The 15503-nt window shown below is 57.3% G+C and carries 15 protein-coding genes; 7 read left to right on the forward strand and 8 right to left on the reverse strand.

Going from position 1 to position 15503, the window contains the following annotated elements:
- The first annotated feature begins 98 nt into the window (after nucleotides 1-98).
- From PH7735_RS03555 to folD, 6 genes are all read left to right on the forward strand, one after another.
- Nucleotides 99-866 carry a methyltransferase domain-containing protein gene (locus PH7735_RS03555; protein WP_082645119.1) on the forward strand — a complete coding sequence of 256 codons (768 nt, stop codon included), beginning with the start codon at nucleotides 99-101 and terminating at the stop codon, nucleotides 864-866.
- 20 nt (nucleotides 867-886) lie between these two features.
- The gene (locus tag PH7735_RS03560; RefSeq protein ID WP_058309928.1) at nucleotides 887-1486 is read left to right on the forward strand and encodes an MOSC domain-containing protein; all 600 of its coding nucleotides are present in this window, start codon (nucleotides 887-889) and stop codon (nucleotides 1484-1486) included.
- 170 nt (nucleotides 1487-1656) lie between these two features.
- Nucleotides 1657-3333: a formate--tetrahydrofolate ligase gene (locus PH7735_RS03565; RefSeq protein ID WP_058311130.1), complete on the forward strand. Its 1677-nt coding sequence runs from the start codon at nucleotides 1657-1659 to the stop codon at nucleotides 3331-3333.
- A gap of 57 nt (nucleotides 3334-3390) precedes the next feature.
- A complete protein-coding gene (locus PH7735_RS03570) occupies nucleotides 3391-3696 on the forward strand; it encodes a chorismate mutase (protein WP_058309929.1) in 306 nt (101 codons plus the stop codon).
- An 11-nt stretch (nucleotides 3697-3707) separates the two neighbouring features.
- Nucleotides 3708-4601: a bifunctional 5,10-methylenetetrahydrofolate dehydrogenase/5,10-methenyltetrahydrofolate cyclohydrolase gene (locus tag PH7735_RS03575; protein WP_058309930.1), complete on the forward strand. Its 894-nt coding sequence runs from the start codon at nucleotides 3708-3710 to the stop codon at nucleotides 4599-4601.
- Nucleotides 4602-4615: 14 nt separating this feature from the next.
- Complete coding sequence (gene folD / locus PH7735_RS03580) at nucleotides 4616-5506, forward strand: bifunctional methylenetetrahydrofolate dehydrogenase/methenyltetrahydrofolate cyclohydrolase FolD (protein WP_058309931.1); 891 nt, start codon at nucleotides 4616-4618, stop codon at nucleotides 5504-5506.
- Between the two features lie 63 nt (nucleotides 5507-5569).
- Here folD and PH7735_RS03585 read toward each other — a convergent pair whose 3' ends face one another.
- Complete coding sequence (locus PH7735_RS03585; protein ID WP_058309932.1) at nucleotides 5570-5998, reverse strand: PaaI family thioesterase; 429 nt, start codon at nucleotides 5996-5998, stop codon at nucleotides 5570-5572.
- A 158-nt stretch (nucleotides 5999-6156) separates the two neighbouring features.
- On the opposite strand from PH7735_RS03585, the gene PH7735_RS03590 reads away from it, so the two are divergent.
- The gene (locus tag PH7735_RS03590) at nucleotides 6157-6915 is read left to right on the forward strand and encodes a LytTR family DNA-binding domain-containing protein (RefSeq protein ID WP_158503169.1); all 759 of its coding nucleotides are present in this window, start codon (nucleotides 6157-6159) and stop codon (nucleotides 6913-6915) included.
- A gap of 3 nt (nucleotides 6916-6918) precedes the next feature.
- Here the strand turns inward: PH7735_RS03590 and pdeM are convergent, their stop codons facing one another.
- The 7 genes from pdeM to PH7735_RS03625 all read right to left on the reverse strand — a co-directional run bounded on the left by pdeM (nucleotide 6919) and on the right by PH7735_RS03625 (nucleotide 15502).
- Nucleotides 6919-7581, reverse strand: coding sequence for a ligase-associated DNA damage response endonuclease PdeM (gene pdeM, locus PH7735_RS03595; protein WP_058309934.1), 663 nt, complete (start codon nucleotides 7579-7581; stop codon nucleotides 6919-6921).
- A gap of 70 nt (nucleotides 7582-7651) precedes the next feature.
- A complete protein-coding gene (locus tag PH7735_RS03600; protein ID WP_058309935.1) occupies nucleotides 7652-10063 on the reverse strand; it encodes a ligase-associated DNA damage response DEXH box helicase in 2412 nt (803 codons plus the stop codon).
- A gap of 3 nt (nucleotides 10064-10066) precedes the next feature.
- Nucleotides 10067-10387 carry an ArsR/SmtB family transcription factor gene (locus PH7735_RS03605; RefSeq protein ID WP_058309936.1) on the reverse strand — a complete coding sequence of 107 codons (321 nt, stop codon included), beginning with the start codon at nucleotides 10385-10387 and terminating at the stop codon, nucleotides 10067-10069.
- Between the two features lie 64 nt (nucleotides 10388-10451).
- Nucleotides 10452-11684, reverse strand: coding sequence for a mandelate racemase/muconate lactonizing enzyme family protein (locus PH7735_RS03610; RefSeq protein WP_058311131.1), 1233 nt, complete (start codon nucleotides 11682-11684; stop codon nucleotides 10452-10454).
- A 65-nt stretch (nucleotides 11685-11749) separates the two neighbouring features.
- The gene (locus PH7735_RS03615) at nucleotides 11750-12838 is read right to left on the reverse strand and encodes a Zn-dependent alcohol dehydrogenase (protein ID WP_058311132.1); all 1089 of its coding nucleotides are present in this window, start codon (nucleotides 12836-12838) and stop codon (nucleotides 11750-11752) included.
- 120 nt (nucleotides 12839-12958) lie between these two features.
- Nucleotides 12959-14164, reverse strand: coding sequence for a TCR/Tet family MFS transporter (locus PH7735_RS03620; RefSeq protein WP_058309937.1), 1206 nt, complete (start codon nucleotides 14162-14164; stop codon nucleotides 12959-12961).
- A 3-nt stretch (nucleotides 14165-14167) separates the two neighbouring features.
- Nucleotides 14168-15502: a lyase family protein gene (locus PH7735_RS03625; RefSeq protein ID WP_058309938.1), complete on the reverse strand. Its 1335-nt coding sequence runs from the start codon at nucleotides 15500-15502 to the stop codon at nucleotides 14168-14170.
- Nucleotide 15503 lies beyond the last annotated feature (1 nt).

Below are 15503 nucleotides of genomic sequence, written 5' to 3' on the forward strand. Positions count from 1 at the left end.
CCTTTTTTCATTTAGAAGGCAGACTGTCGTATAGACCGCGTCACCCTGCCAGCGAAAACAGTCAACATATGTGTTGCGGCAAAGAGAGAGGCCCTGACATGACGGATTGGAACCCTCAGAGCTATGACCGTTTTGCGCGAGTGCGTTTGCAACCCGCGATGGATTTGCTGGCGCGCCTGCCGGAATTGCCAGAAGGCGATATTATCGATCTGGGCTGTGGCAGCGGCGGCGTCGCGGGCGCCCTACACCAACGTTGGTCCGAACGACGGCTGATCGGGATAGACAGTTCGCCCGCGATGCTGGAAACGGCGCGGCAAACAGGGATTTACGCGGACCTTTTTGAAGCTGACATTCAGGAATGGACGCAACAGACGCTGCCCGCTCTCATCTTCTCGAATGCGGCCCTGCAATGGGTGGGCAAACACGAAACACTGATGCCCGCGCTTGCACGGCAATTGCCCACCGGCGGCGTGCTTGCGGTTCAGATGCCGTATCAGCATACGGCCCCCTCTCATACAGAATGGGTTGTGGCGAGCGAGCGGGTCCTTGGAACCTCTCCACCGTCCAAGCCCCTGAACGTTCTTTCGCCTGAAGCCTATTTTGAGCTGTTATCGCCGCTGGGCCAGTTCGATATCTGGCAAGTTGAGTACACACAGCATCTTGAAGCCTCTGGCGACGGGCACCCGGTTCGCCTGTTTACCGAAAGCACCTTTGGGAAACCTTATCTGGACCACGCCGAGACCGGCAAAAAGGCGCAGTTGATCGATGCGTATGAAGCAGGTATCGCAGAGACGTATCCATTGCGGGCGGACGGCTCGGTGCTGTTTCCGTTTCGCAGATTGTTTTTTACTCTGCGTGTGGCGTAGATCCAATTGAGAGAATTCCGATGCCTGCCTTGAAACCCACCGAATTTTTTGCCGAGATCCTGTGGTTGGGTCAGGTCGCCGACAGCGTTGAAGACCTTCGTGCCCAAGAAGTCGAAGAGATGGATCTGGGCTTTGAGGGTTTTGAAGGGGAATGCCACGCCGGATTGACCCGCCCCTCGTGCAGCCGTGTTTTGTCGCAACATCCACGGGGCACCGAAATCGCGAACACGCGCCAGATTTCCGTGCTGTCTGCAGAAGAGCTTGAAGAGATTTCCGAAGCGGTCGGAATCGAGGAATTTGATCCGGCCTGGGTTGGCGCATCGGTGATTCTGCGCGGCATTCCCGATTTTACCCATGTGCCACCTTCATCACGTCTTCAGGCGGACAGTGGTGCGACCCTTGTCATTGATATGGAGAACCGCCCCTGCGTGTTGCCAGGTCGCGTGATCGAAAAAGAAATGCCCGGACATGGCAAGGCGTTCAAGGCCGCAGCAACGGGAAAACGCGGGGTTACGGCCTGGGTCGAGCGCCCCGGTGTGATCCGTGTTGGAGATATTTTGCGGCTGCATATTCCGGATCAACCCGTCTGGGAGCACCTCGACTCTGCGCGAAACACTTAAGCGGCCTTAATGGATCACACAGGGCACATCCGTTTCCAAAAAGAAACGGCTGTGTATCCTTCCGACGCAACAAGCGTCGGAAATGTCGGAAATGCCACCTGCGACAGCCTTCCTTAGCGGTAATGAAAAAGGCAGAGAAATTCTGCACATCTGCCGGAACAGGGATTGCTATGAGCTACAAGACAGACATTGAAATCGCCCGCGAAGCGAACAAGAAACCGATCATGGATATCGGTGCCAAGCTTGGCATCAGCAGCGATGATCTGCTGCCATATGGCCACGACAAGGCCAAGGTAAGCCAACAGTTCATCAACTCGGTCCAGTCCAAAGAGGACGGCAAGTTGATCCTCGTGACAGCCATCAACCCGACACCAGCAGGCGAAGGCAAGACCACCACAACTGTGGGTCTGGGCGACGGTTTGAACCGCATCGGCAAAAACGCCATGATCTGTATCCGCGAAGCATCGCTGGGACCGAACTTTGGCATGAAGGGCGGCGCCGCAGGTGGCGGATACGCCCAGGTCGTTCCAATGGAAGAGATGAACCTGCACTTCACAGGTGACTTTCACGCGATCACATCGGCCCACTCGCTTTTGTCGGCCATGATCGACAACCACATCTATTGGGGCAACGAGTGCGAAATCGACGTGCGTCGTGTTGCATGGCGCCGTGTTGTCGACATGAACGACCGCGCCCTGCGCCAGATCAACGCCTCTTTGGGTGGCGTGGCCAACGGCTTCCCGCGTGAAACCGGTTTTGACATCACGGTTGCGTCGGAAGTGATGGCGATCCTGTGCCTTGCCAACGATCTCAAGGATCTGGAAAAGCGTCTGGGCGACATCATCGTGGCCTATCGTCGTGACAAGACACCTGTGTACTGCCGCGACATCAAAGCAGAAGGCGCAATGACCGTTCTGCTCAAGGATGCGATGCAGCCAAACCTCGTGCAGACCCTGGAAAACAACCCTGCGTTTGTTCACGGCGGCCCCTTCGCCAACATAGCACACGGGTGTAACTCGGTCATCGCGACCAAAACCGCCTTGAAAGTTGCCGACTATGTCGTGACCGAAGCAGGCTTTGGTGCTGACCTTGGTGCCGAAAAGTTCATGAACATCAAATGCCGCAAGGCTGGCATTGCGCCATCGGTTGTCGTTGTTGTTGCGACTGTTCGCGCGATGAAAATGAACGGCGGCGTTGCTAAGGCCGATCTGGGGGCGGAGAATGTTGATGCCGTCAAGGCCGGTTGTGCCAACCTTGGCCGTCATATCGAGAACGTCAAATCGTTTGGTGTGCCCGTTGTTGTCGCAATCAACCACTTTGTGACCGACACAGACGCCGAAGTCGACGCGGTTAAATCCTATGTGGAAGAGCACGGTTCCGAAGCGATCCTGTCGCGTCACTGGGAGCTGGGGTCTGAAGGCTCGGAAGCACTGGCAAAACGCGTTGCAGAAATCGCGGATGCGGATGCTGCTAACTTTGCGCCGATCTATCCTGATGACATGTCGCTGTTCGAAAAGATCGAAACCGTTGCCAAGCGTATCTATCGTGCGGACGAAGTTCTTGCAGACATGAAAATCCGCAACCAGCTGCGCGAATGGGAAGACGCCGGTTACGGACACTTGCCCGTCTGCATGGCGAAGACCCAGTATTCGTTCACAACCGATCCGACACAGCGCGGCGCGCCCACCGGTCACTCGGTTCCTGTGCGCGAAGTACGCTTGTCTGCGGGTGCGGGTTTCATCGTCGTTGTCTGCGGTGAAATCATGACCATGCCCGGTCTGCCACGCAAACCGGCGGCTGAAAGCATCTGTTTGAACGACGATGGCCAGATCGAAGGCTTGTTCTAAGACGCAAAATGCGCTTTCTGCGGCCCAGAGACCCTTTGGGCCGTAGGAGTTCTGAATATGAAAAACCTGATATCGCCAGTCGATTGTGCATCGATGCCGGAATTGCGCGTTGAAATCGATCACTTGGACAGGTTTCTGGTCGCGCTTCTTGCGAAAAGGGCGACCTACATTGATCGCGCGATCGAACTAAAGCAGATCAACGGCTGGCCGGCACGTATCCCGGATCGCGTCGAAGATGTTGTGGCGAAAGTGCGCGAAACTGCAAAAGCTGAGGGGCTTGATCCTGATTTGATCGAACGCCTTTGGCGAGAACTGATTGATTGGTCGATTGCCCGCGAAGCGCAGGTTATTGGCGACGAATAAGAGGGACAGCCATGCGAGCGGCTATCATAGATGGCAAGGCCATTGGCGCACAAATGCGTGCCGAGGTTGCCGAAGCGGCGGCGGAACTGGCAACAAAGGGGTGGCAACCCAAACTTATCTCGATAAGCGTTGGCGATACCGCAGCCGCCGAACTTTATGTTCGAAACCAGCAGAAACAGGCCAACAGCGCCGGTGTTGAATTTGAGGCTCGCAACTATCCTGAAGACACCTCGCTCGAGCAATTGACGGGCATTTTACAAGGTCTGAACGGCGATCCACGCGTAAACGGCATTATCATCCAGCGACCTCTGCCGGATCACATTCCGGTTAAAGTTCTGCAAAAACTCGTGCATCCCCTCAAGGATGTCGAGGGCATGCATCCGGCGTCGATTGGTAATATCGTCTATAACGATCTTGCTTTGGGCCCATGTACGGCTGTTGCCGCCGTTGAAATCCTCAAAACACTGCCGTTGCAGCTTGAAGGTCTGAACGTGACTGTGATTGGTCACTCGGAAATTGTGGGCAAGCCGATTGCCTTTCTTTTGATGGGGCTGGGGTGCACGGTCACCGTGTGCCATCACATGACACGGTCTGTGGCGATGCACTCGCGCGCGGCCGATGCGGTTTTTGTCGCCGTCGGAAAACCCGGATTGGTGACAGGCGAGATGCTTAAACCCGGCGCGGCCTTGATCGACATCGGGATCAACCGGATTGAAACACCGGAGGGCGGGAAAACCGTCGGTGATGCCGACTTTGCAAGCTGTGCAGAGGTCGCAGGCTGGATCACACCCGTGCCCGGAGGGGTCGGCCCCGTGACCGTGGCAACGCTTATGAAAAACGCCGTGTTGGCGACACGGATGCAAATGGATCATTACCGGGACGCTTATGCCCGGACGGACGTATAAGAAGGACACATGACATGACAGCGAATATCATCGACGGCAAAGCCTTCGCAGCCACTGTGCGCGAAAAGGTGACGGGCCATGTGGCACGTTTGAAAGAGGAAAACGGTATCACCCCCGGTCTGGCAGTTGTTCTGGTGGGCGAAGACCCGGCCTCGCAGGTCTATGTGCGCTCGAAAGGGAAACAAACCGTCGAAACCGGAATGAACTCTTACGAGTACAAGATGGACGCCGACACCTCGGAAGCCGATCTTCTGGCAGTGGTCGAGAAGCTGAACAACGATCCCGAAGTGCACGGCATTCTGGTTCAGTTGCCATTGCCCGGACATCTGAACGAAGATCTCATCATCAATTCGATTGATCCGGCCAAAGACGTGGATGGGTTCCACATTTCGAATGTTGGTCTTTTGGGAACTGGGCAAAAGTCGATGGTGCCCTGTACACCGCTTGGATGTCTGATGATGCTGCGTGATTATCACGGGTCGCTGTCCGGCATGAATGCCGTTGTGATTGGTCGTTCCAACATTGTTGGCAAACCGATGGCGCAATTGCTGTTGGGCGATAGCTGCACCGTGACGATCGCTCATTCGCGCACCAAGGACCTGCCAGAAGTCGTGCGTGGTGCAGACATCGTGGTTGCCGCTGTTGGGCGTCCTGAAATGGTCCCCGGTGACTGGATTCGCGAAGGTGCCACGGTGATCGACGTGGGCATCAACCGCATCGAGCGGGATGGCAAAAACAAGCTGGTAGGCGATGTTGATTTCGAAAGCGCGTCGAAAGTGGCGGGCGCTATCACGCCGGTACCCGGTGGCGTAGGTCCGATGACGATTGCATGCCTTTTGGCGAACACCGTAACCGCATGTTGCCGCGCAAACGGGTTGGCCGAACCTGAGGGGCTGACAGCCTAAACGCGCTTTTTCAACACAGACATGACAATGCGAACAGGGCGGCTCTCACGGGCCGCCTTGTTTTTATTTGGGCATGATCGGCACCATTGTCCCCGTCATGATCGCAATGTGGACCTCTTGGTCGTCTGTAATGGCGAAGACATCCGATTGAACAATAACCAGTCGGCGCCCCGGTTTGACCACGCGTCCTCGTGCCTCGATCCGGTCTCCCGCCGCTGGAGCCAAGAGATTGATCTTCATTTCGCTGGTCAGCACCTCGGCCTCAACTGGCATAACGGACAGGGCCGCATAGCCAGCAGCGCTGTCGCCCAGGCCAAATGTCAGGGCCGCATGACCAAACCCGTGCTGTTGTTTGCAACTTTCCGGAATCGCGCTTGTCAGGGTGACCAAACCGGTGTCGAGCTGCGACAATTCCGCGCCCATTGTGCGCATCATGGACTGTGCTTTGAAGCTGTTATTGATTTTTTCAATGATTTCAGGTGATAAAGCCATCCAGTTTTCCCTTTTTTCGCTTTAGTTTTGCGTCAATGATAGGACCACAGAGTTTTGCAAAGCGGTTCAAGAACATCGTTACGTTGGTATCAGACAGAGTTGCAGGTGTGTTTATAGCAGAAAGAATGGATAGGTTCCGCGCGACATACGCGACCCTCATGTCTTGGCGCATATTGGTTTTGTGCGGGATGATGATCGTTGTGGCCGGAGTGGCAGGTCCTTTTGGTACGTTCGAAGCGATGGATCCCCTACACCGTTTCGGGTACTGGGCCGCAGTTGTCGTTTCCTCGATTTTATTGGGCTACACCGCATATGCCTGCGCGAGCGCTTTGGTAGCGCCGGACAACCTCCCGCGTCTTACTCTGGTGGGCATATTGTTCGGGGCCTGTTTCAACTCGGTCGCGGTTTGGCTCATCACGATTCAGACATGGCTGTGGGGCACAAAGGTCGTTCCGACATTCTGGGAACTCGCTGGGTATTGCGTGTTGGTGCATATTGCCGTTGGCGTGCTGCGATTGTTCTTTAAACAGATCATGCATAGTTACCAACAAGGGGCGCAGGGTTACCAACAAGGGGCGCAGGATTCGGCGCCTTCCCCACAGCCGGCACCGCGTATTGCACGGCGCTTGCCGGACGACATGCAGGGCGACATCCTTCATTTGTCTGTCAGGGACCACTTTGTTGAAATTTTCACAGACGCGGGCTCTGTGTCTGTTCGAATGCGGTTTCGAGATGCACTGGACGAATTGGACGGCATCAACGGGTACCGCGTGCACCGGTCTCATTGGGTGTCGCATGCAGCGGTTCAGGGAATCGAAAAGGACCAGGCGCGGGTGTATGTGTGTTTGCCAGAGGGGCGGCGCGTTCCGGTGAGCCGGAACTATCACGCGGCTCTTGAGGATGCCGGCTGGCTTTGACCGTTACCGCGGCATGTCCACAATTCGAGGGGTCTGTCCTGTGACGATGGCGCGGGCCTCGACACGCATCAGGGAAACCAATGCATCGTCCGTGCTGCGCAATCCGCCCGTATAGGTGCCATAAGCCGGCATGATGATCCGGTCGCTGTCAAACAGGAACGCGGGCCGTGTCATGGTGCGCAGGCGGGTCTGTACGCGCACCTTGGGGTGATAGTGCCCCGAGATTTCGCCGCTTTGACCAGGAAGGGCAATATGGCGGAACGTAAGCGGGGGCAGGGGAAGCGTGGCAAGGTGGCTTCCACCAAGGTCGATGGGACCCGGATCATGGTTGCCTTCGATCCAGACCCAACGCCGTCCCGCCTGAAGGCGCGAAACCCAAAGCCGTTCTGCTTCTGGCAGGGATGCGGCGGCCTCCTTGTCGTCAAAGCTGTCGCCCAGACAGATCACAGTGCTGGCTCCGGTCTGACGCAGGTCGTTTTCCAGGCGGATCAAGGTATCGCGGGTTTCATAGGGGGGCATCGGCGGGCTGCCCTTGCGCGCCATGCGTTCAGACTTGCCAAGATGCAAATCGGACACGCATAAAATGCTGCGTTCGGCCCACCACAAAGCGCCCGACCCAAGGGCCGAAAGTTGTGCACCTGCCAATGATAGAGACACCCCGCTCATGCCTATATTGGTGGCGCAATTTCCGCGCATGAGCAAGACAATTTGCGGGTGTTAATGCCTGATTCAGGATCTACCCAAGGCCTGCATCCTGCATAACGCGTGCGCTTTCCTCGGCCAAAAGACGTTCTTCGGCTTCGCCAGCAACAAAAACCTTGCCAACTTCCAGAAACAAGGGCGCCGAGAGCGGTGTTACATGGTCCGTGCGCACAAGATCGATCCGACCCTCAATACGTGTGAGCATTTCTTCAATGCGGGAAAAATCGACCAGCCCGCTCATCGCTTCTTGTCGGGTAATCTGCATCAGCAGGTGGTCAGGATCATATTTGAGCAGGGTGTCATAAAGGATGTCTGACGAAAATGTCGCCTGACGACCCGATTTGCGACCCTGCGTAGAATTGCGTTCAATCAAACCTGCGATGGTTGCCGCCCCCCGAAACGTGCGTTTCATCAACGCATTTCCGGCAAGCCACCCATCCAGCCCTTCGCGCAATTGGGTTGGGTCAAACAGCGCAGCAGGATCGGTCACCGCGTCTAGTCCCCAGATAAGCGTGGCATAATCTGTTGAAACAAACCCCATTGGCGCAAGGCCGGTTTCCTCCATCCGTTTGGTTAACAAAAGACCAAGAGTTTGTTGGGCATTGCGTCCGGCAAACCCGTAAACGCAGATGTTCTCGCGCCCATCTCGCGGAAAGCTCTCTACAAGAAGACGATCTGGACGCGGCAGTTTGGACACCTCGCGCTGAAGGTGCAGCCAGTCCCGCGTGTGCTCTGGAAGCTCGGGCCAATCCGCCTTTTGAAAAAGAGTGAGAATACGTTGCGACAACTGCGTGGATGTCGCAAATTTGGTGCCTGAAAAAGTGGCGATCTTGGGCTTTTTGGCAGCGTTGCGAGTCACTTCCACGGTCATTTCGCGCAAGCCTTCATAGCGCACGATCCGCCCCCCGATCAAAAACGTATCGCCTTTGCTCAGTGACGCGGCAAAGCCTTCTTCAACCTCGCCAAGGGGTTTGCCCCCACGGGACCGTTGAAGCCGGACCTTGAGCTTGTCTGTGTCTTGAATGGTGCCTGCGTTCATCCGGATTCGAGAGGCCGCGCGAGGATCACGCAACTGCCATGCGCCATCGGGGCGTTGCAACAGCCGTTGCCACCGATCATAGGCACGCAGCGCATAACCGCCCGTGGCACAGAAATCGAGGCAGCCGTCGAATTCAAGGCGCGACAGGTCTGCATAGGCGCCGGCCGAGGTCATTTCAGCAAAGAGGTCATCGGAATCGAATGGTCCCGATGCCGCGCGCAAGAGGATATGCTGGCACAACACGTCGCGGGGGCCGGGTGCGCGTTTGTCTCCGTCCAGATCATGCGCCTGAACCGCCTGAAGGGCGGCGACGCATTCGATGACTTCAAACCGGTTTGCGGGCACCAGCACAGCTTTTGATGGGGCGTTATAACGATGGTTGGCCCGACCGATACGCTGGACAAGCCGTTTTACGTTTTTCGGGGCACCGACCTGAACGACCAGATCGACATCGCCCCAGTCGATCCCGAGGTCCAGACTGCCTGTGCAGACAATCGCCCGAAGGTCGCCGCGCACCATGGCGGCCTCGACACGCTCGCGCTGTTGCCGGTCAAGGCTGCCGTGGTGGATGCCAATCGGCAGCGCATCCTCGTTGGCTAGCCAAAGGTTGTGAAAAAAGATTTCGGCCTGTGCGCGCGTATTGTGGAAGATGAGGGTGGTGTTATGGGCCTTGATCAGATCCATCACAGCCGGAATCGAATAAGCCGCGCCACCACCCGACCACGGCGGCGGCTCTTGGGTGCGCAACATCGAGATATCAGGCTCGGGTCCGGGGTCGGCCATAACGATGTCGCATGGATCAGGATGTTTCGCGAGCAAACGCGCAATATCGTCGGGATCATCAACTGTCGCCGACAGACCGACCCGCGTCATTTGCGGGCACAAGGCATGCAGACGGGCCAGCGCCAGCATCAATTGGTCTCCGCGTTTGCTTTCGGCCAGAGCATGGATTTCATCCACGATCACGCGCTTTAACCCGCGAAACATGCGAGGCGCGTCTTCATACGAGGTGAGCAGCGCCAGACTCTCGGGGGTGGTCAAAAGAATATGGGGAGGATCGACCCGCTGTGCCTTTTTCCGCGTGCTTGAGGTGTCTCCGGTGCGGTCTTCAATACGGATGGCCAGTCCCATCTCTTCAACCGGCGTGCGCAGGTTGCGTTTGATGTCAGCAGCAAGTGCTTTCAGCGGGGAAATATAGAGCGTGTGCAAGCCGTCATGCGGCGCATCGGCGAGATCAACAAGTGACGGCAGAAAGCCAGCCATTGTTTTGCCGCCGCCCGTCGGCGCGATCAAAAGGGTGCACGGGGCGTCAGACCGCTGCAGCATGGAAATCTGATGCGGATGTGGCTGCCAGCCTTTGCTTGCGAACCAATCTTCAAAAAGCGGAGGCAGACCCTGCCGGGCCAAGGGTTACTCTTCGCCCGGACCGCAGAACAAACGGTACAGCATGCCGATGACTTCGGCTGTGCTTTCGTCTGCCAGACTGTAGAAAATGGTCTTGCCGTCGCGGCGTGTGCTGACCAGCTTTTCTTCGCGCAGGCGGGCCAACATCTGGCTTACCGCGGCCTGTCGGATTTCGAGAAGGCTTTCCAGTTCGCCCACGGATTTCTCACCCGAGCCAAGATGGCACAGGATCATCAACCGCCCCTCGTGGGCAAGGGTCTTGAGGTATGCCGCTGCGCTTGCGGCACTGCGCGCCATTTCGGTGGGTGGAGCCGGGGTATTCTGCATGTTCACTTGCGTGTTTCCTCAGTCTTTTCCTTCATATATCACGCATTTTTGAAAAGCGCGAGGTTCAGGTTTCTGAAGCCGGGGCTCCGCCTTGGAAATTGTTCCCATTCTGATAGTCACAGGGCGTTTCCTGCATTTGCAGGTGCAAATCCTGCCCTGTGTAGGGGTGCGCACGCGCAAGGTCTTCGTCCACATCTATGCCTAAACCCGGTGCCTCGGATGGCGTGACATAGCCACCTTCGACGCGGATGCTTCCCTTGATCAGTTGATCGTGGAACGGGGTTTCAATGCTTTCGATCATCAAAAGGTTGGGAATTGAGGCTGCAAGGTGGATGTTTGCCGCCCATTCAATCGGGCCGGCATAAAGGTGTGGCGCCATTTGGGCGTTAAAGACCTCGGCCATTGCCGCGACCTTCTTCATCTCCCAGATACCGCCGGCGCGCCCCAATGCGGGTTGCAGGATCTCTGCGGCTCCGGCGCGAAGCACGGCGCCAAATTCGGCTTTGGTTGTCATCCTCTCGCCCGTTGCGACCGGAATGCGCACATTGCGGGCGACCCGTGCCATGTCCTCGATGTTATCGGGGGGCGTGGGCTCTTCGAACCAGAGGGGAGAATAGGGTTCGAGTGCCTGACCCAGCCGGATCGCCCCGGCGGTGTTGAACTGTCCATGGGTGCCAAACAGAAGGTCTGCGCGGTCTCCGACGGCCTCGCGGATGGCTTTGCAGAAGGCAACCGAAGTTGAGATATCGCTCATGGCGGGCATATGCCCGCCTCGCAGAGTATAGGGACCGGCGGGATCGAATTTTACTGCTGTATATCCCTGCCGAACCATTGCGGCTGCGGTCTCTGCGGCAAGATCCGGCGAGGTCCAGAAATCCGCCAGGGAATGATGGGACAGGGGATAAAGGTAGGTGTACGCGCGAAGACGATCGTTCATGCGCCCGCCCAGCAGAGCATAAACTGGCCGGTCCCGATCTTTTCCGAGGATATCCCAACAGGCGATTTCCAGCCCCGAAAAAGCGCCCATAACGGTTAGGTCGGGCCGCTGTGTAAAGCCGGAAGAGTAAGCCCGTCGGAACATCAATTCGATGTTTTCGGGGTTTTCCCCCTGCATATGACGCTCGAAAACATCGTGGATGACATGTGTCATGGCTTGGGGACCAATCGACGAGGCATAGCATTCGCCCCAGCCTGTCACGCCCGTATCCGTGGTCACCTTGACCAAAATCCAATATCGCCCTCCCCATCCGGGAGCGGGAGGTGCGGTGATGATCACTTCAAGGTCTTGCAGGCGCATGGCATTTGTCCCCATGTTGGTCGTCAGTGCTGCAAACCGGTTTCCCCGCTTGCAGCACTGTTTCGTTATCGATTGAACAGGATGACGTTACGCTTGGCCGATCCGGTTTTTGTATCGGTGATCGCTTCGTTGATCTGATCCAGATCCCAGCGCCCCGAAATCAGCTCATCAAGTTTGAGGCGACCCTGCTGGTACATGTCGACCATCCACGGGATGTCCCGTTTGATGACCGTGTCGCCCATTTTCGATCCCTGCATGCCCTGACCAATGGCGGCCAGAACAACGGGTTCGTAGCTGGACTTCGCACCGGAATGCGGCATGCCCACCATGATGACCTTGCCACCGGGGGCTAGATATCGCGGCGCTTCGTCATAGGCCGGGATCGCACCAACGGTGACAATGACGGCGTCCGCACCACGGCCCATGGCGCGCATTGCTTTGACATAGGGTTTTTTGTCTGTCGCAAGGACACCGTCCGTGGCGCCGAATTCTTTTGCGATCTCGAGCTTTTCTTCGCTCATATCGACGGCAACAATACGGCGTGCCCCTGCAATGCGGGCGCCTTGGATGGCGTTCAGTCCTACGCCGCCGGCACCAATCACAACAACGTCCTGCCCAGCGCGGATTTGGGCGGCGTTGACAACCGACCCAACACCGGTGATGACACCACATGCGATCAGGCTGGCAGCCTCCATCGGGATGTCGTCGGAAATCTTCACGACCTGGCTTTGGTCAACCACAACCTTCTCGGCGAAGGCACCACAGGCCATCGCCTGATGAAGTTTGCCACCTTCTGCGGTGGTCAGCGGACCTTTGTCGCCGTCGTAAGGCGTTGAGCAGATGACGGGTTTGCCTTCCGAACACGACGGGCAACTGCCGCAGGACCGGATCAGGGTCACGACAACCGCATCGCCTTCACCAATGCCCGAGACACCGGGGCCGACATGGGTCACACGACCAGCGGCTTCGTGGCCATAGACCGCAGGTAGCGATCCGCCCCATGCGCCGTCTGCAAAGGAAATATCCGAATGGCAAATGGCCACGGCATCAAGTGTGACCTCGACTTCACCCATTTCCGGCGCGCGCAATTGCACCTCTTCGACGACGAGCGGCTTGCCAAATTCATGACACACCGCAGCTTTTATTGTTTGCATCAGAGACTCCCAGTTGATGTTTGAATCAGCGTTGCAAAGCACGGGGTGAATAAGCAAGGTCGTTTTCAGGAATAGAGGTCGCTGTTGTTCTATCAGCCCTACGACGTTGGGGCATTTTGTTTACGATCGGCGTCGCGAGGATCGGAAAAACACCACAAGCCCGCAAATCAGAAGTGCGGCAGACAGCAGGAAAGGGGCTCCGGGCATATAAATCGTGGCATCGGGTCGGCTGAAATAGGCAAAGGTCTGCGTCATGATCAAAGGTGACATGATCGTTGCCAGCGACATCAGACTTGTCAGAACGCCCTGCAGCTCGCCTTGGGCATCATCGGCCACGCGTCGGGACATGATCCCCTGCAATGCGGGCATCCCGAGCGCACCAAGCGCGGCAAAGGGAACAGCAGCCAGAACCAGCGCGCCCCAGTTCACGACCCCCAGGAAGCAAAGCGTGACAACTTCGATCGCAAGCCCCAAGGCCACAGTGCCGCGATGGCCAAACCGTTTTATCGACGGCGCTACCAGCCCGCCCTGTACGATGGCAAACCCCAGACCAAATGCCGCCAGCGAGACGCCGATCATGCCTGGAGACCACCCAAACCGTTCAGTGGTAAAGTAGGACCAGATGGCGGGATAAACTGCGGTTGCGACCTGATAGCAGAAAAACACCAGAAGCAATGACGCGAGACCGGGCAGCTTTGTGACAGCCAGCAAAGCCCCCAGCGGATTCGCCCTGCGCCAGTTGAACGGGCGGCGGATTTTGTCCGTCACGGTTTCCTTTAACACGTACCAGCCCAGCGCGGCATTCATCGCGGCCAGCACTGCAGCCCCCCAGAATGGGGCGCGTGTCCCAAATTCTGCCAAGAGGCCGCCCAGCGCAGGCCCGAACACGAACCCCACCCCAAACGCCGCCCCAATAAGACCAAAGTTGCGGGCCTTTTCATCAGGGGCAGAGATATCCGCCATATAGGCCGACGCGGTCGAATGTGTTGCGGCAGTGATGCCACCAACGATACGCCCCGCAAACAGCAGCCAGATCGACCCAGCGACAGCCATAACCACATAGTCCAATGCCATCACGACAAGGGAAATGAGTAAAACAGGGCGTCGACCGAACCGGTCAGACAAATTGCCAATCACGGGACCGAACAGGAACTGCATCAAGGCAAAGGCGGCAGACAGGACGCCGCCCCAAATCGCGGCATCTGCCAGACTTTCGCCGGTCAACTCTTGGATCAGGTCCGGCATCACGGGCATGATCAGACCGATCCCCATGGAATCGATGACGACGGTCATAAAGATAAAGATGACGGGCAGTTTGGTTCGCATGAATTAGCCTGTCACCTTGGTGACGCGCTGGGCAAAGGCGCGGGCATCACGCGGTCCGAGGCCCATCTGTTGCAAAGGATCAAAAACAGCCGAGACATCCAGATCCGGATAATCCCGCGCAACCAGTTGTGAAAGGGGGGTGCCGGTTGCGTTGGCTTCCTTGCACATGGATTTGGTTGCGGCTTGTGCATCCGGGCGGCGCAGCGTTTCGCTTAACGCAAAAGACAGGGCTTCGGCGTGAATAAGGTCAAGAGGGTCTTGCGCGGTTTTGGCCATCTCTTCGGCCCGTGGTGAAAGAGCGGGCAGCAGTTTTGTCGCGGTGCCCAGTGCCGAGATCGCCCCCAAGCATATTTGCGGCAGACACAGCCATTCGGTAAACCACGCGGCCGCATCCCTTTGGTGTTTTTGCATGGCGGCTCCATTAAGGGTCGCCTGCAACCCGTTACCCTGATGGGCAAGGGCGACCAGCGCAGAGGCCGCAACGGGGTTTTGCTTTTGCGGCATGGTCGAGGATGATCCCCCACCGCCAAGGTCGATTTCACCAATACCTGTCATCGACATCGCAATCAGGTCATCCCCAAGTTTTCCAAGGGCGACGTTGACCCGCCCCAACCAGTTTGCGATGCGCAAAATGGGGGTTCTGTCCGTGTGCCAGCTGCGATCCGGGTTCTGAAGGTTCAGGGATGTCGCCAAGGCCGCGCGCAATTCGGCGGCTTCGGGGCCATAGGCACCAGAGGTGCCTGACGCACCCGACAGAGATACCAAAAGGCACGAGGTGCGCAATTCCGCCAGTTCCGCCAAGAGGTTCACCAGCGGATTGCCCCACTCGGCAGCCTGCGCGCCAAAGCTGGTCAGCGTTGCGGCCTGTCCCCAAGTGCGCGCCACCATAGGGGTCTCCGCGTGGGTCTCGGCCAGTTTGGCCAGCGCGGACAGGCAGGATTGCAAATCTTTTTCGACGAGCGTGAGCAGGGACCGCAAGCGCAGCATCAACCCAGTGTCGATGATGTCCTGTGACGTTGCCCCCCAATGGATGAACTGTGCGTGCTCGGGTGCTTCCATTGCTTTTCGGAAGGCGGCCACAAGACCCGGGACATGGACGCCGTTCTGTCCGGTTTCATCTGCTAGGCCTGCGGGATCAATTTGCACTTCCATCGCGGCGCGGTGGATGAAAAAGGCGCTGTCCTGAGGAATGATGCCCATCTCGCCCTGAACCTTGGCCAAAGTGCCCTCAACCAAAAGCATGGCACGCACTTCTGCCGTGTCGGTGAACAGGCGGCCGGCTTCACCGGTTGGAAACAGGCGCGAAAAAAGAGGGCTGTCAAAAACGGATGCGGCCATG

The sequence above is a fragment of the Shimia thalassica genome (assembly GCF_001458215.1).
Taxonomy (GTDB): domain Bacteria; phylum Pseudomonadota; class Alphaproteobacteria; order Rhodobacterales; family Rhodobacteraceae; genus Shimia; species Shimia thalassica.

Coding starts and splice junctions, on each gene's coding strand:
- PH7735_RS03585 (WP_058309932.1), bottom strand. CDS start 5,998: ATGGCTTTATCACCTGAAATCATTGAAAAAATCAATAACAGCTTCAAA.
- PH7735_RS03625 (WP_058309938.1), bottom strand. CDS start 15,502: ATGGCCGCATCCGTTTTTGACAGCCCTCTTTTTTCGCGCCTGTTTCCA.
- PH7735_RS03605 (WP_058309936.1), bottom strand. CDS start 10,387: ATGCAGAATACCCCGGCTCCACCCACCGAAATGGCGCGCAGTGCCGCA.
- PH7735_RS03565 (WP_058311130.1), top strand. CDS start 1,657: ATGAGCTACAAGACAGACATTGAAATCGCCCGCGAAGCGAACAAGAAA.
- PH7735_RS03575 (WP_058309930.1), top strand. CDS start 3,708: ATGCGAGCGGCTATCATAGATGGCAAGGCCATTGGCGCACAAATGCGT.
- folD (WP_058309931.1), top strand. CDS start 4,616: ATGACAGCGAATATCATCGACGGCAAAGCCTTCGCAGCCACTGTGCGC.
- PH7735_RS03620 (WP_058309937.1), bottom strand. CDS start 14,164: ATGCGAACCAAACTGCCCGTCATCTTTATCTTTATGACCGTCGTCATC.
- PH7735_RS03615 (WP_058311132.1), bottom strand. CDS start 12,838: ATGCAAACAATAAAAGCTGCGGTGTGTCATGAATTTGGCAAGCCGCTC.
- PH7735_RS03560 (WP_058309928.1), top strand. CDS start 887: ATGCCTGCCTTGAAACCCACCGAATTTTTTGCCGAGATCCTGTGGTTG.
- PH7735_RS03610 (WP_058311131.1), bottom strand. CDS start 11,684: ATGCGCCTGCAAGACCTTGAAGTGATCATCACCGCACCTCCCGCTCCC.
- PH7735_RS03590 (WP_158503169.1), top strand. CDS start 6,157: ATGTCTTGGCGCATATTGGTTTTGTGCGGGATGATGATCGTTGTGGCC.
- PH7735_RS03555 (WP_082645119.1), top strand. CDS start 99: ATGACGGATTGGAACCCTCAGAGCTATGACCGTTTTGCGCGAGTGCGT.
- PH7735_RS03570 (WP_058309929.1), top strand. CDS start 3,391: ATGAAAAACCTGATATCGCCAGTCGATTGTGCATCGATGCCGGAATTG.
- pdeM (WP_058309934.1), bottom strand. CDS start 7,581: ATGAGCGGGGTGTCTCTATCATTGGCAGGTGCACAACTTTCGGCCCTT.